Origin of the sequence: Bradyrhizobium genosp. L, assembly GCF_015624485.1 — a bacterium.
Lineage (GTDB): Bacteria > Pseudomonadota > Alphaproteobacteria > Rhizobiales > Xanthobacteraceae > Bradyrhizobium.
The window spans coordinates 1,584,120-1,598,690 of record NZ_CP061378.1; the positions used below are offsets into that span (position 1 = coordinate 1,584,120).

The 14,571-nt window shown below is 65.1% G+C and carries 12 protein-coding genes; 10 read left to right on the forward strand and 2 right to left on the reverse strand.

Annotated features, from left to right (window positions below):
• Position 1 precedes the first annotated feature (1 nt).
• From IC762_RS07435 to IC762_RS07475, 9 genes are read left to right on the forward strand one after another with little or no spacing between them, the layout of a single operon-like run.
• Positions 2-1,183 carry an acyl-CoA dehydrogenase family protein gene (locus IC762_RS07435; protein ID WP_195788143.1) on the forward strand — a complete coding sequence of 394 codons (1,182 nt, stop codon included), beginning with the start codon at positions 2-4 and terminating at the stop codon, positions 1,181-1,183.
• A gap of 20 nt (positions 1,184-1,203) precedes the next feature.
• Positions 1,204-2,334, forward strand: coding sequence for an acyl-CoA dehydrogenase family protein (locus IC762_RS07440; RefSeq protein WP_195788145.1), 1,131 nt, complete (start codon positions 1,204-1,206; stop codon positions 2,332-2,334).
• Between the two features lie 17 nt (positions 2,335-2,351).
• The gene (locus IC762_RS07445) at positions 2,352-3,542 is read left to right on the forward strand and encodes an acetyl-CoA C-acyltransferase (protein WP_195788147.1); all 1,191 of its coding nucleotides are present in this window, start codon (positions 2,352-2,354) and stop codon (positions 3,540-3,542) included.
• Positions 3,543-3,564: 22 nt separating this feature from the next.
• Positions 3,565-4,575 carry an NAD(P)H-dependent flavin oxidoreductase gene (locus IC762_RS07450; RefSeq protein WP_195788149.1) on the forward strand — a complete coding sequence of 337 codons (1,011 nt, stop codon included), beginning with the start codon at positions 3,565-3,567 and terminating at the stop codon, positions 4,573-4,575.
• A gap of 11 nt (positions 4,576-4,586) precedes the next feature.
• Positions 4,587-5,360, forward strand: coding sequence for an enoyl-CoA hydratase-related protein (locus IC762_RS07455; protein WP_195788150.1), 774 nt, complete (start codon positions 4,587-4,589; stop codon positions 5,358-5,360).
• Between the two features lie 39 nt (positions 5,361-5,399).
• Positions 5,400-6,560: an iron-containing alcohol dehydrogenase gene (locus IC762_RS07460; RefSeq protein WP_195788152.1), complete on the forward strand. Its 1,161-nt coding sequence runs from the start codon at positions 5,400-5,402 to the stop codon at positions 6,558-6,560.
• A gap of 51 nt (positions 6,561-6,611) precedes the next feature.
• A complete protein-coding gene (locus IC762_RS07465) occupies positions 6,612-7,391 on the forward strand; it encodes a glutathione S-transferase (RefSeq protein ID WP_246801464.1) in 780 nt (259 codons plus the stop codon).
• Between the two features lie 39 nt (positions 7,392-7,430).
• The gene (locus IC762_RS07470) at positions 7,431-8,132 is read left to right on the forward strand and encodes an SDR family NAD(P)-dependent oxidoreductase (protein ID WP_195788156.1); all 702 of its coding nucleotides are present in this window, start codon (positions 7,431-7,433) and stop codon (positions 8,130-8,132) included.
• Positions 8,133-8,186: 54 nt separating this feature from the next.
• On the forward strand, positions 8,187-9,389 hold the full coding sequence (locus IC762_RS07475; protein WP_195788158.1) for an ABC transporter substrate-binding protein: 1,203 nt from the start codon (positions 8,187-8,189) through the stop codon (positions 9,387-9,389).
• 56 nt (positions 9,390-9,445) lie between these two features.
• Here IC762_RS07475 and IC762_RS07480 read toward each other — a convergent pair whose 3' ends face one another.
• Together IC762_RS07480 and IC762_RS07485 are read right to left on the reverse strand one after the other, a co-directional pair.
• On the reverse strand, positions 9,446-11,002 hold the full coding sequence (locus tag IC762_RS07480; RefSeq protein WP_195788160.1) for a glucosamine inositolphosphorylceramide transferase family protein: 1,557 nt from the start codon (positions 11,000-11,002) through the stop codon (positions 9,446-9,448).
• Between the two features lie 14 nt (positions 11,003-11,016).
• A complete protein-coding gene (locus tag IC762_RS07485) occupies positions 11,017-12,207 on the reverse strand; it encodes a glycosyltransferase family 4 protein (RefSeq protein WP_246801465.1) in 1,191 nt (396 codons plus the stop codon).
• Positions 12,208-12,494: 287 nt separating this feature from the next.
• On the opposite strand from IC762_RS07485, the gene IC762_RS07490 reads away from it, so the two are divergent.
• Positions 12,495-14,567 carry a GumC family protein gene (locus IC762_RS07490; protein WP_195788163.1) on the forward strand — a complete coding sequence of 691 codons (2,073 nt, stop codon included), beginning with the start codon at positions 12,495-12,497 and terminating at the stop codon, positions 14,565-14,567.
• Positions 14,568-14,571 lie beyond the last annotated feature (4 nt).

Genomic DNA, 14,571 nt, shown 5'->3' on the forward strand with positions numbered 1-14,571 from the left:
GATGGAGCTCGCGCTATCCCCTGAAGACGCCGCGTTTCGCGACGAGGTTCGCGCCTTCATCAAGGACAACTACCCGGCGGAGATGCGCGTCGCCAATCCGGAGACTGATCTCTCCAAGGAGCAGATGCTGCTGTGGCATCGCATCCTGCACCAGAAGGGCTGGATCGCGCCGCTCTGGCCGAAGCAACATGGCGGACCCGGCTGGTCGATCACCCGCCGCTTCATCTTCGAACAGGAGACCACGCGCGCCGGCACGATGCCGCCGCTGGCGTTCAGCGTCACCATGGTCGGTCCAGTCATTTATACCTTCGGCAACGACACACAGAAGAGCAAGTACTTGCCGCGTATCCTTTCCGGCGAGGATTGGTGGTGCCAGGGCTATTCCGAGCCCGGCTCCGGCTCCGACCTCGCCACCGTCCGCACCAAGGCGGTGCGCGATGGCGACCATTATGTCGTCAACGGCCACAAGACCTGGACCACGCTGGCCCAGCACGCCGACTGGATCTTCTGCCTGGTCCGGACCGATCCGACCGCCAAGCCGCAATCCGGCATCTCGTTCCTGCTCATCGACATGAAGACGCCTGGCGTCACCGTGCGCCCGATCATCACCATCGACGGCTCGCACGAGGTCAATGACGTCTTCCTGGAGAATGTCCGCGTCCCCGCCGAGAACCTGATCGGCGAGGAAAACAAAGGCTGGACCTACGCCAAATTCCTGCTCGGCAATGAGCGCACCAGCATGGCCGGCATCGGCCGCTCGACGCGCTACATCCAACGCCTGAAAAAGATCGTGAAGGCTGAGATTCCGGAGGACGATCCGGCGCATCTGGAGTTCATCCGCGACATCGCCCGCGTCGAGCTCGACGTGCTGGCGCTGGAGGCGACCGAGTTGCGCGTCGTGGCGCAGATGGCGCGCGGCATCGATCCGGGACCGGCAGCATCGCTGTTCAAGATCCGCGGCACCGAGATTTTCCAGAACATCACCGAACTGACCCATCGCGCGATCGGCAATTACGGCCTTGCGATCCGCGAGCATCCGGTCAGCGCCAACCATTTCATGCCGGGGCCGGACTACGGCCATACGGCGTCGGAGAAATACCTCAACGCGCGAAAACTCTCGATCTACGGCGGATCGAACGAGATCCAGCGCAACATCATCGCCAAAGCGGTGCTTGGTCTCTAGCAGCAGGCAACGAGGATCGGATGGATATCCAGTTCACGGAAGAGCAGGAATTGTTGCGATCCAGCGTGCAGCGGCTGCTGCGCGACCAGTATGATTTCGACGCCCGCCGCAAGATCGTCGCGAGCGAGGACGGTTTCAGCCGTAAGCGATGGGGAGCGTTCGCCGAGCTCGGTCTGCTCGCTGCGCCGTTCTCCGAGGATGTCGGCGGGCTCGACGGCGGGCCGATCGCGACCATGATCATCATGCAGGAGTTCGGCCGCCATCTCGTGGTCGAGCCCTTCGTCGAGACCGTCGTGGTTTGCGGCGGATTGATCGCGCAGGCAGGGTCAGGCGAGCAGAAGCAGGCATTCATCCCTGATATCATCGCCGGAACAAAACTCTGGGCGCTGGCCTGGACCGAGAAAGGCTCGCGCTTCGATCTCGCCACCGTCACCACCACGGCGCGTCGCGACGGCGACGACTATGTCCTGACCGGCGAGAAGACCGCTGTGATGACCGCACCCTGGGCCGACTATCTCATCGTGTCCGCCCGAACCTCCGGGCATCGCCACGACCGCGGTGGCGTCAGCCTGTTCGTGGTCGATCGCCGCGCCGCCAATCTCGACCTGCAAAGCTTCAAGACCATCGACGGCCGCCGCGCCGCCGAGATCGGCCTGCGTGGCGTGCGCGGGCAGCTTGTGGGCAAGGAAGGCGAGGGCGTCGCCGTGCTGGAGGCCTGCCGCGACCGCGCGATCGGCGCGTTCTGCGCCGAGGCGGTCGGCGCGATCGACGAGCTCAACGCGGCGACGCTGGACTATTCCAAGACGCGCAAGCAGTTCGGCACCACGATCGGCGGTTTTCAGGTGCTACAGCACCGGATGGTCGACATGTTCATCGCGCATCAGGAAGCGCTGTCGCTGATGCAGCATCTCACGCTCGGTCTCAGTGACGGCGACGCCGGCGTCTCGCGGCTGGCCTCGGGCGCCAAATCCAGGATCGGCTATGCCGGCAAGTTCGTCGCCGACCAGGCGGTGCAGCTGCATGGCGGCATGGGCATGACCGACGAGCTCAATGTCGGGCATTACTTCAAGCGGATTTCCTCCATCAACATCCAGTTCGGCGACCCCGCCTATCACGTGCTGCGCTATGCGCAGCTCGACGCGGCCGCCTAAGTCGAGAAAGGCAAGCAATGTCATCCCCAGAAGCAGTCATCGTCTCCACCGCGCGCACCGGCGTCGGCAAGGCCTATCGCGGCGCGCTCAACAACACCGAAGGTCCGACCCTGGCCGGCCATGTGATGGCCGAGGCCGTGAAGCGCGCCGGCATCGCGCCCGGCGAGGTCGAGGACGTGGTGATGGGCTGCGCGATGCAGCAGGGCACCATGGTGATGAACGTCGCGCGCAAGGGCGCGATCCGCGCCGGGCTTCCCGTCACCGTCGCCGGCACGACCATCGACCGCCAATGCGCGTCCGGCCTGCAAGCGATCGCTGTCGCAGCGCGCTCGGTGATGCATGACGGCGTGGAGATCGCGATCGGCGGCGGCATCGAATCGATCAGCCTGGTGCAGAACGAGCACATGAACAGGTTCCACGCCGTCGACGACGAACTGATGGCGATGAAGCCGGACATGTACATGTCGATGCTGGAGACGGCGGAAGTCGTCGCCGAGCGCTACAAGATCGGCCGCGACAGGCAGGACGAATACAGCCTCGAATGCCAGCGCCGCGTCGGCGCCGCGCTGCAAGGCGGTCGCTTCAACGACGAGATCGTTCCGTTCGCGACCAAAATGGCCGTGCTCAACAAGGACACCAAGGAAGTCAGCTATCAGCAGGTGACGCTCTCGAAGGATGAGGGGCCGCGTCCCGACACCACCGCCGAGGGGCTCGCAAAGATCAAGCCGGTGTTCGAGGGCAAGACCATCAGCGCCGGCAACGCCAGCCAGCTCTCGGACGGCGCCTCGGCCTGCGTGATCATGAGCGACAAGATCGCCGCGCAGAAGGGCCTCAAGCCGCTCGGCATCTTCCGCGGTTTCGTCGCCGCCGGCGTCGAGCCGGACGAGATGGGCGTCGGCCCGGTCGCCGCGATCCCGCGGCTCCTGAAGCGGCACGATCTGAAGATTGACGACATCGACCTCTGGGAGCTCAACGAGGCCTATGCGGTGCAGGTGATCTATTGCCGCGACAAGCTCGGCATCGACCCCGAAAAGCTCAACGTCAACGGCGGCTCGATCGCGATCGGCCATCCCTACGGCATGACCGGCGCGCGGCTCACCGGCCATCTGCTGATCGAAGGCCGGCGGCGCAAGGCGAAGTACGGCGTGGTCACGATGTGTATCGGCGGCGGCATGGGTGCGGCCGGCCTGTTCGAAATCATCCACTGATCGGCAACGCGGGGAGAGAGACGTGAAGACAGCGATCACTGAACTGTTCGGCATCCAGCATCCGATCATCCAGGGCGGCATGCACTATGTCGGCTTTGCCGAGATGGCGGCTGCGGTGTCCAACGCCGGCGGCCTCGGCATCATCACTGGGCTGACCCAGAAGACGCCGGAGCTGCTGGCGAAGGAAATCGCGCGCTGCCGCGACATGACCGACAAGCCGATCGGCGTGAACCTCACCTTCCTGCCGAGCTTCACCGCGCCGCCCTATCCGGAATATATCGCGGCGATCAAGGAGGGCGGCATCAAGGCGGTGGAGACCGCGGGCCGCAGCCCCGAGCAGTACATGCCGGCGCTGAAGGCCGCCGGCATCAAGGTGATCCACAAATGCACCTCGGTGCGGCATTCGCTGAAGGCCGAGAAGATCGGCTGCGACGCAGTCAGCGTCGACGGCTTCGAGTGCGGCGGCCACCCCGGCGAGGACGACATTCCGAACATGATTCTGCTGCCGCGTGCGGCGGACGAACTGAATATCCCCTTCGTCGCCTCCGGCGGCATGGCCGATGCCCGCAGCCTGGTCGCGGCGCTGTCGATGGGCGCCGCCGGCATGAACATGGGTACCCGTTTCATCGCGACCAAGGAAGCGCCGGTCCATCCCAATGTGAAGCAGGCGCTGGTCAAGGCAACCGAACTCGACACGGTGCTGGTGATGCGCGCGCTGCGCAACACCGAGCGCGTGCTGAAGAACAAGGGCGTCGACGAACTGCTCGAGGTCGAGCGCGAGAAGGGCGCGAAATTGAAGATCGAGGACATCCACGAGCAGGTCGCCGGCGTCTACCCGAAGGTGATGATCGACGGCCAGATGGATGCCGGCGCCTGGAGTTGCGGCATGGTGGTCGGTCTCATCAACGACATCCCGACGGTCAAGGAGCTGATCGATCGGATCATGGCCGAGGCCGAGCAGATCATCCGCCAGCGGTTGACCGGCTTCCTCGACGGCACCTTCGAAACCAAGCCGGCCCGCGCGGTCGCCTGAGGGAGATGATCATGACCGAGCATGTCAAGACCGAGATCGCAGACGGCGTGCTGACGCTGACCTTGCAGCGGCCGGAGAAGAAGAATGCCCTGACCGGCGCGATGTACAACGCCATGTCCGACGCGCTCAACAAGGCGGAAGCGGATGCATCGGTTCGCGTCATCCTGTTCCAGGGCGAGGGCGACAGCTTCACCGCCGGCAATGATCTGGCCGATTTCGCCAGTCAGGCGCGTGGCGAGGCGGCGGTCGATAGTCCCGCGCATCACTTCATCGAGACCATCAGCAAGGTCGGCAAGCCGATCGTGGCCGCGGTGCAGGGCAATGCCGTCGGCGTCGGCACCACGATGCTGCTGCATTGCGACCTGGTCTATCTTGCCGAGAACGCACGGCTGATCACGCCGTTCGTCAATCTCGCGCTGGTGCCGGAAGCGGCGTCGAGCTGGCTGTTGCCGCTGCGGATCGGGCACGCCCGCGCCTACGCGATGTTCGCGCTCGGCGAGCCGATGGATGCGGCGGGAGCGGTGGCGTCCGGGCTCGCCAATGCGGTGGTGCCGCAGGGCGAGCTGCGCAAGAAGGCGCATGACGCGGCGGTTGCGCTGACCAAGCGGCCGGCAGGTTCGCTCAGCTTCACCAAGAAACTGATGCGCGAGCAGCAGCGGATCGCAGCCCAGATCGCCGAGGAAAGCCTGCTGTTCAAGGAGCGGCTGAGCACGCCCGAAGCGCGCGAGGCGTTTGCGGCGTTCGCCGAGCGGCGTCCCCCGGACTTTTCCAAGCTCTCGAGCTGATTGACCGGGGATCACGGATACACCGAGGGAGTGAACCGCATGCGCGTCGTCGGCAGCCATCAATATCCCACCATGGAATCCGTGATCTATGGCAAGCCGGCGGCCGAAGCGCTGCGTGAGGAGGCCGAACGGCTCGGCGTCAGCCGCGTCTATCTGATCGCCAGCCGGACGCTGAACACCACGACCGACGAGATCGAGAAGATCCGCAAGGCGCTCGGCGAGCGTCACGCCGCGACCTTCGATGGCGTGCCGCAGCACACGACGAGAGATGTGGTGACAGAGATCGCGCGGCAGGCCAGCGAGGCCAAAGCCGACCTAGTCGTTGCGATCGGCGGCGGCTCGGTGGTGGACGCGGCGAAGATCGTGCTGATGTGCATGGAGAACGAGATCTTCGAGCCGGCCGGGCTCGACGGTTTCGAGACCACCCCGGAGCGCCGCTTCGGGCCGTTCCGGACGCCGAAGGTGCGGATGATCGCGATCCCGAGCACACTGTCGGGTGGCGAGTACAACTCCGGCGCGCTGGTCACCGACACCGGCCGTAAGCTGAAGCAGATATTCAATCACCCGATGATGATGCCGCGCGCCATCATCCTCGATCCCGCGATCACGAAATATACGCCGGAAAAGCTCTGGCTCGGCTCCGGAACGCGCGCGATGGATCACGGCATCGAGGCGATCTGCTCCAGCCGTCCCAATGTGCTGGTCGATGCCGTGTGCCAGCAGGGCCTGCGTTATTTGCGCTACGGCCTGCTGCGCACCAGGGAGAACCCCGACGACGAAGCGGCCAGGCTGAACTGCCAGCTCGGTTCCTGGCTCTCGGCCTTCGGCTTGCAGTCGCGGGTGCCGATGGGCGCGAGCCATGCGATCGGTCACGTGCTCGGCGGCACCTGCGACGTGCCGCATTATTTCTGCACGGCGGTGATGATGCCAAGCGTGCTGCGCTACAACCGGCCCGCCACGGAGGCAGCCCAAACCTCGATCGCAGCCGCGCTCGGTGCGCCCGGGCGCGACGCCGGGGAGGCGTTCGCCGCGTTCATCGCCGAGCTCGGCCTGCCGCGGCGGCTCGCCGATGTCGGCGTTTCCGAGGACCGTTTCGAGCTGATCGGCAGGAACGCGATGCTGTCGATCTTCACCCGGGCAAATCCACAGCCGATCCGCGAGCCCGCCGACGTCGTCAAGATCCTCAAGCTCGCTGCCTGAGCTTTCACATCCGGAGCAATTCCGATGGCCGACCTGCGGATATTCTCATATTTGCCGAATCCACGCGTCTGGAAGGCGACCATCGCCGCGCGGTTCTGCGGCGTCGACGTCGAAGTCAGGGGTGCGCCGAGCAAGGAATTGCGCGACTGGCTGTGGGACTATGATGCCCGCCCCCTGGCCGAGGACGAGCGCAGCTCGCTGTCGTCGCTGGCGCGGCGCGGGCGGGTCGGCTTGACCGGCGCGCAGCTGCTCAAGACCGAAGCGTTCATGGAAGCACAGCCCTTCGGCACCGTGCCCGCCGCGTTCGGCCCCGACGGCAAGATCGGAATCTTCGAGTCAAACAGCATCATGCGCACGGTGGCGCGGCTTGGCCATGCGAAGTTTCCACTCTACGGCCGCGACGCCTACGAAGCGTCAAGGATCGACGGCTTTCTCGATGTCAGCCTGGTCTTTGCCAGGGACTCGCAGATCTATCTTCTCGCCCTGTCGGGCGGCACGGTCGATGCCGCTATTCATGCGCGCGCCAGGGAAGCGTTCGCGATCTATGCTTCCGGTATCGAACAGGCGCTGTCTCCCCAGCGTGAGACGCTGGTCGGAAACATCATCTCGCTCGCCGACATCTGCTTCGCGGCCGAGCTGGCGCTGTTCATGAACGAGCATGCGCGGGCCGCGCAACTGCGCGAGCGGGGGTTGGAGAGGATCCTGCATCCGGGCGTGCAGCAGGAATACCCGCTGGCCTTTGCTCATTTTGCCCGGCTGGTCGAGCACGCGCATTTCAGGCCGGACCTCAAGCCCTATGTCGAAAAATTGCAGTCGAAGGCGGCCGCCTGACCTGGGCGGCGGAAGCCTGCAACGCGGAGATTGGATCGCATGACCGCACCTGTCTGTCTGATATCCGGCGTCGGACCCGGCACGGGGTCGGCACTCGCACGGCGGTTTGCCGAGGGCGGCTATCGCGTGGCGATGCTGGCGCGGAACGAGGAGCGCCTGGCCGCGCTCGAAAAGGAGCTGCCGGACGCGAAGGCCTATCGGTGCGACGTCTCGGATCCGGCGCAGATCGATGCGGTGGCGTCCGCCGTGGAGTGCGATCTCGGCAACCCCGGCGTCGTTATCCACAATGCCGTCGGCGGTGGGTTCGGCAGCTTCCGCGAGATCGATCCGGCGATGCTCAATCGCAACTTCCAGGTCAATACCATGGGATTGTTGTATCTGGCGCGGCGGTTCGCCCCGGCGATGATCGGCGCCGGCAACGGCGCCATCGTCGCCACCGGCAACACCTCGGCCCTGCGTGGCAAGGCCGGCTTCGCCGGATTCGCGCCGACCAAGGCGGCGCAGCGAATCCTTGCCGAAGCGATGGCGCGCGACCTCGGGCCGCAGGGCGTTCACGTCGCCTATGTCGTGGTCGATGCCGTGATCGACCTGGAATGGACGCGCAAGCGCTGGCCGGAGCGGCCGGACGATTTCTTCATCAAGCCGAGCGCGATCGCGAGCGAGATCTGGCACGTCGTGCATCAGGACCGCAGCGCGTGGTCGTTCAATGTCGAGCTGCGGCCGTTCGGAGAAAATTGGTAGCGGTTCGCGCAACAGCGGTCCGTGCAATCAATCATGAACATAAGGGGGAATTCGATGTTGTTTGGAAAGCTTGCATTATCCGCTGCGGTGCTCGCGGCGTTCATGACCGCTGCCGTCGCGGCCGATACGCCGGGCGTCACGGAATCGGAAATCAAGATCGGAGCGACGTTCCCGTTCAGCGGCCCGGCATCGCCGCTCAGCAACACCGGCAAAGGCATGATCGCCTACGTCAAGTCGATCAACGATCGCGGCGGCATCAACGGCCGCAAGATCAACCTGATCACCTATGACGATGCGTATACGCCGCCGAAGTCGGTCGAGCAGACCAGGAAGCTGATCGAGAGCGACGAGGTCGCATTCCTGTTCGGCCCGCTCGGCACGCCGGCCATCGCCGCGACGATCAAATACGTCAACTCCAAGAAGGTGCCGCATCTCTTCGTCGTGAGCGGGGTGTCGAAGTTCACGAACTTCGCCGACTATCCGATGACCACCACGGGGCTGCCGAGCTACAACACCGAAGGCAAGATCTACGCACGGTACATCACCCAGACGGCGCCCGACGCCAGGATCGCGATCCTCTACCAGAACGACGATCTCGGTCGCGATTTCGTGGGGGCATTCAAGGAAGCGCTGAAGGGCGACTTCGACAGGAAGGTGGTGGCGTCGTCCTACGAGGTGACCGAGCCGACGATCGAGTCCCATGTGGTGACGCTCAAGGCGTCGGGAGCGCAGGCATTCCTGGTCGCGGGCACGCCGAAATTCGCGGCGCAGGCGATCAAGAAGGCCGCCGAGATCGGCTGGACGCCGCTCACCATCATCAACTACGTGTCGAGCTCGGTTTCGGCGACCATCGTGCCGGCCGGCGCGGACAAGGCGGCGGGCGTCGTGGCGGCGACCATCACCAAGGATCCGACCGACAAGAGGTGGGACGACGATCCCGGCATGAAGTGGTATCGCGCGCATTTCGAGAAATATCTCGTCGGCGCCGACATTGCCGACAACAACTATCTGTTCGGCACCCAGCAGGGCCAGATTCTGGAGCAGGTGCTGAAGCAATGTGGTGACGACCTGTCGCGCGAGAACATCGTCAAGCAGGCGCGTAACATCAAGGGGCTGGTGCTGCCGACGATGATGCCCGGCATTGCGATCAACACCGGGCCCGACAACAGCATGGCCTACACCCAGTTGCAGCTGCAGCGCTGGACAGGAAGCTCGTGGGAGCAGTTCGGCGGCGTGCTGAGCGCCGATCCGAAGTGATCAAAGCGCGGCGGCGCGCCAAAGCACGGTGACGATTGACCCGATCTCATCGCGCTTCAGTGCAGCCGCCTCGCGATCGGCTTCGCCAGTGCGCTGTGCCAATCCCATTGCGATGACGGATCGGCCGAGCGACGTCCGCCCAGGAAGGCCGTGGTCTTCGGCTGAATTCGCGAGCCGTCGATCACCTCGAGCTGGCCGCAGCGGTTGAGCGTGTGCAGCTTCCGGCCGTTCCACAGCGGCCCCGGCTTGAGCACGTGCCGAACGGCCTGCTTGTATGTCGTCGGCGACAATTCGAGGATTTCCGCGAGCCCGAGCGCCGCGCCGTAGCCGTTTGAGCAATCCTGCACCGGCCGCCACAGCGCGCCATTGACGGTGACGAAGTTTCCCGCTGGCCGCGCCGTGGCGCGATCCATCAGCACCGGATTGCTCGCATGCGGCAGCCACGGGCCGAGCAGCCGCTCGGCATAGTAGATCGCCAGCGTGTCGGAATATCCACCGGTGCCGTCGCGCCAGGCGCCGAACATGTAGTGCAGGCCGTTGTGCCGCGTGATGGTCACGTCGGCGAGCTCGAGCCCGGTCAGCAGCGTCGCGTGGCGCTCCCATCTGTCCGGGAAGCGGACGCATTTGTAGAGCGGCACATCGCGATGCGCCGTACTCTCCGGGATCATCCAGAGCTCGCCATTGTCCTCGATCAGGAACGGGTAGGACAGATGCCAGGGTTCCTCGAGCACCGGCAGCACACTGCCAACCGGTCCGTGGCCATCGAACTCGATCGCGGAAATGATGCCCTTGCCGGTGCGGTGGGCGAGGTCCTCGAAGTAGACGAAGGTTCGTCCCTGCCATTTCACCGGAAACGGATCGGCGTAGAAGCGGTTGCCGGGATCGCCGAGCACGTTCCAGGCCGGGCCGGAGAGGTCCCCGGTCCGCCAGACGTCCGCACTCTCGCTGTAGCGCCAGCCGACATGCCAATGCGGCGCGTAGCAGCACAGCCGATAGATCTCCTTGGCGATCGAAGCCGCCAGGCCGCGCGCGACATAGCGGGTCGGGCTTGGCGCCGCGCTGCTGCCCGCCGGTGCGGCCAATTGCGGCGTCAGTCGCGGTGCGTCCGATAGGACAGCCGACAGCATGCCCAGGGTTCGCGCCATCACCGTGTCGAGCCCGCCGCTCAACCCCGCTGCGATTTCGGCGGACGGATGGCCGCGATCCATCACCGTGCCGTCGAGCTCATTGACGATCTCGATCACCGGCAGGTCGCCCGCGACGATGGCCGCGAGCGCCGCATTTTCTCCGGCGCAGCCGTTGAAGCGTGGACGGAGATACAGTCTGGCGGACGAGTTCGCCTCCCGCTTGCCACTGGTGAAATCGATCACCACGTCGGCGTTGCCAGCGTGCGGCCGCTCCGGGATCGTCTTCAGTTTGTCGGCGCCGCCGGCCTTGCCCTTGCGCAGGATCATGCGTTCGAGCTCGAACAGCATCTCCAGGCCGGCTGGCCGAGACTCCGCCGTTGCAGTCCAGGCGATTTGAACCGGAATGTCCTGATCGTTGACGCGCAGCGTCTCGCGGTTCATCCAGAGCCGTGCTTTCTCACGGTCGCAGCGGAACTCGATAATCATGCCCAGCCCATTTCCTAGTCCGCGTCCGCTCCTGCGGCATTGCCGAGAATACGGACGTATTCCTCTATCATGGCATCCAGCGAATAACGCGACGTCAGGCCCACGGCGCTTTGCCGCAGCGCGTCGCTCAAAGTCTTGTCGGTCAGGATTCGCGAAACGGCGGCCGAGAACTGGGCCTGATCCGACGCATCGACAAAGAGCGCGGCGGGCTTGCCTTCAAAGGACAGCACCTCGCGCAGAACGGGAAGATCGTTGACCACGCAGGGAATGCCCGCGCTGGCGGCCTCGACGGCGGCAAGACCAAACGTTTCGGCCTGCGTCGGAAACACGAAGACGTCGAGGCAGGCGAGAAAATCCGCCATCCGGCGCGGCGGAATCTCGCCGATGAAGTGCATCCGGTCCGAGACACCGAGCTCATCCGCGAGCGCCCGCAACCGCGCTTCGTCCGCTCCCTGGCCGGCGAGCGCAAGGTGCCAGGATGCATCTTGGGTCAACAGCCGTATGGCGGCGTCGAGCCGCTTGTGCGGATGCAATCTTGCCGCGCAGCCGAGCAGGATCCGATCGGGCGGCAGCTCAAACTGTTGCCGCGCGACGTCCTTCGTCAGGCTGTGCGACTTGTCGTCGAAGCCGTGCGGGACGTGCTTCATGCGCGCGCGATAGGCCGCCGGATACCGTGCGTATTCGCGCTCCATGTCCTGCGAGTTCAGTGTGATGCACTGGTAAAAGCCCGTGCTGCCCATCACGATGTCGGCGGCCCGCACCGGCCAGCTCATCGACATCGCCGACGACACCTGGTTGGCGATGACGGGCGCGCGGCTGACGAGCCGCGACACGCCGCCGCCGATCACATTGCCGAAATGCTGGAAGGTCAGCACCACGTCGGGCCTGATGGCTCTCAGATGACCGGCGAGCGTCCACAGCATGCGCAGCAAAGCCAGCGGATTGCCGGGGCGGCTCGGCGCGCAATAGAACGTGTTGGGCGGCTCGTCGAAGGAGTCCGATTTGCGGAAGAAGAACAGGTTGAAGACCTGGTAGCCGCGCGCGGTCAGCCCGGTGCCGAGCAGCCGCGAAATTTCCTGCGCGCCGGCGTTCTCGGCCTGGGTCTGCACCAGGACGATGCGCAGCTTCGGCTTGCTCTCGTTCGGTCGATCGCGTGATGCGGTCGATGCCTCGCGCAATTCTGTGCTTGGCGTGTAATGGAGCACGGATTCCTCACCCGCTGAAGGAGTGGATTTTCCTCCTTCATTTTTGCGCGCGTCCATAGCACGCGAAGGGCGCTCGTACACCGGGTAGCGCGAGTTGAGGTTACTGCTCATTTAGTCGTCAGACGTTCGATGCAGGCAAGCGCGATTGTCGCACGGGCAGGATACAACTGGCTCGTTAACTAATTGGTTACGGCGACGGCGCTGAGGGGTAACCGCGGATTAACCATAGATATTTACGCTGGAGCAGGCACTGAACGGTGTTGCCAGTTGAATTCGAGTTCAAACCCATGATGTTCGGTGGCCGCGCAGGCCCGAAACGGTCCGGTCCGACGGAACCCGCAGCCTCGTGGGACACGTCCGGCTCTGCCAACGCCGCAACAGGCGTGCTGAGCCTGTCCGGCGTCCTTTCCTTTCTGCGTGAGAACGGCCAGCGCATCCTGATGCTCGCCGCCGTCATCTTTGCAATCGGTATCGTCGCCCTGATGGTGATCCCGGTGCGGTACGCCGCAACCGCGCTGGTCGTCGTCGATCCGCGCGAGCAGCGTGTCACCGCCGACCAGGATGTGTTGCCGGGGATCGGCCAGGATACCGCCGCGCTGCAAAGCCTCGTCGAAATCGCCAAGTCCGACGGCTTTCTCCGGCCGCTGATCGATCAGCTCAAGGTTGCCGATGACGCCGATATCGCCGGCGGCAGGACCGAGCCGATGCGCGTGCTCGAACGGTTCCGTAACCGTCTCGACATTTCCCGGCGCGGACTAACCTATGTTATCGCCATCAAGTTCACGTCGAACAATCCGCAACGCGCCGCCGCCTATGCCAATGCGGTGGCCGAGGCCATCGTCGCCAACCAGCGCGGCACCCGCAGCGTCGCGACCGACGAGGCGGCCGACTGGCTGAAGGGCCGGCTCAAGACATTGAACGACCGGCTGCGCGCGTCGGAGGACGCCGTCGCCGCCTTCAAGCTCGAGCACCGCATCGTCAATGCCGGCAAGGAATCCACCACCCAGCAATTGCGCGTCACCGACCTGACCCTGCAGGTCGCGGCCGCGCGCGCCCGCACCGAGGAAGCCAAGACCCGCTACGACCAGGCGCAACGCGACTTGAAGGCGAATGTCGAAGGGCCGGTGAAGCAGGATCTCCTGAGCACGCTGCGCGCGCAGCGTTCCACGTTGAACGACCAGATCGCACAGAAGCGCGCGGTGCTCGGCGACCGCCATCCGGATCTGGTGGTCTCGCTCAGCCAGTTGAACGATCTCAACCGGCAGATCGAGGTCGAGCGCAAGAAGAGCATCGACACCGCCAAGTCGGAATATGACGCGCAGCGCGACCAGCAGAAGGCGCTGGAGGACCAGATGAAGGCGGCGGAATCGCAAATCCTGGTCGACGGCCAGGCCCTGGTGAAGCTGCAGGAGCTGCAGCGCGACGCCGACGCCAACAAGAACATCTACGAGCAGTTCCTGTCCCGTTACAAGGCGACCGACGAGCAGCGCCAGTTGCAGGCCTCGCAGACCAAGGTCGCGTCGGCGGCGACGCCGCCGGTGCGCTCGACGCTTCCGCCGCTGCCTTTGCTGCTCGCCGCGCTGGCGTTTATCTCGCTCGCGACCTCGACGGCCATCGTCGCCATCCCCGGCCTGAAGCTGCCGTCCGTCAGGCCGGAGCCGAAGGTTCGTCGTGCGGAGGCGCCGGCGCTGCAGCCCACGCAGCAGCCCGCATTGCCGCCGGGTCTGCCGGTGCTGGCGCGTGTCCCGAACCTGGCGTCACCGGCGGCGGTCAGGACGGTCTGGCAGAATCCGGCCTCCCCGACAGCCGAGCCGGATCTCAGCCCGCATCTGCACCTCCTGGTCGAGAACATCGAGCAGCTTGCGGGACCTCACGGCAAGGTCGCGCTGCTGCTGTCGGTCGAGGCGGGTGCAGGCGGCAGCACGGTGGCGCGGTCGCTCAATCGCGCGGCGGTGAAGAACGGGACGCTCAGCGTCCTGATCGAGATGGAGCCGAACGGGGCCGCGGCTGCGCCCGCACCGGGTGCCGGCATCATCAAGTCGGATATTCACTCCGTCGTCGAGTTGCTGGGTGGCAGCACGAAATCCCAGCCGTTGCCGCCGGACGACATCCGCGCCGATTTCGGCCTGATCATCGTCGACGCCTCATCCTTCGCCTTGCAACCGGACGCGATGGCACTGGCCGCCCATGCCGACCTGGTGATCCTGGTGGTTCGCGACGGCGCCGCCGATCCCGCCGCGATCCGCAAGGCGAGAGCCGATCTGTCCAGGTCGGGCTCCATGCCGACGGCGCTGGTTGTCAATCGCGTGGCCGTCAGCTCTGCGGCCCGTGGCGCCCGAAGCGAGGCGCTGGCGAGTTGACCGG

Bases quoted from the DNA above. Each gene is read 5' to 3' on its own strand.
- IC762_RS07435 (WP_195788143.1), top strand. From the start codon at position 2: ATGGAGCTCGCGCTATCCCCTGAAGACGCCGCGTTTCGCGACGAGGTT.
- IC762_RS07440 (WP_195788145.1), top strand. From the start codon at position 1,204: ATGGATATCCAGTTCACGGAAGAGCAGGAATTGTTGCGATCCAGCGTG.
- IC762_RS07445 (WP_195788147.1), top strand. From the start codon at position 2,352: ATGTCATCCCCAGAAGCAGTCATCGTCTCCACCGCGCGCACCGGCGTC.
- IC762_RS07455 (WP_195788150.1), top strand. From the start codon at position 4,587: ATGACCGAGCATGTCAAGACCGAGATCGCAGACGGCGTGCTGACGCTG.
- IC762_RS07460 (WP_195788152.1), top strand. From the start codon at position 5,400: ATGCGCGTCGTCGGCAGCCATCAATATCCCACCATGGAATCCGTGATC.
- IC762_RS07470 (WP_195788156.1), top strand. From the start codon at position 7,431: ATGACCGCACCTGTCTGTCTGATATCCGGCGTCGGACCCGGCACGGGG.
- IC762_RS07475 (WP_195788158.1), top strand. From the start codon at position 8,187: ATGTTGTTTGGAAAGCTTGCATTATCCGCTGCGGTGCTCGCGGCGTTC.
- IC762_RS07480 (WP_195788160.1), bottom strand. From the start codon at position 11,002: ATGATTATCGAGTTCCGCTGCGACCGTGAGAAAGCACGGCTCTGGATG.
- IC762_RS07490 (WP_195788163.1), top strand. From the start codon at position 12,495: ATGATGTTCGGTGGCCGCGCAGGCCCGAAACGGTCCGGTCCGACGGAA.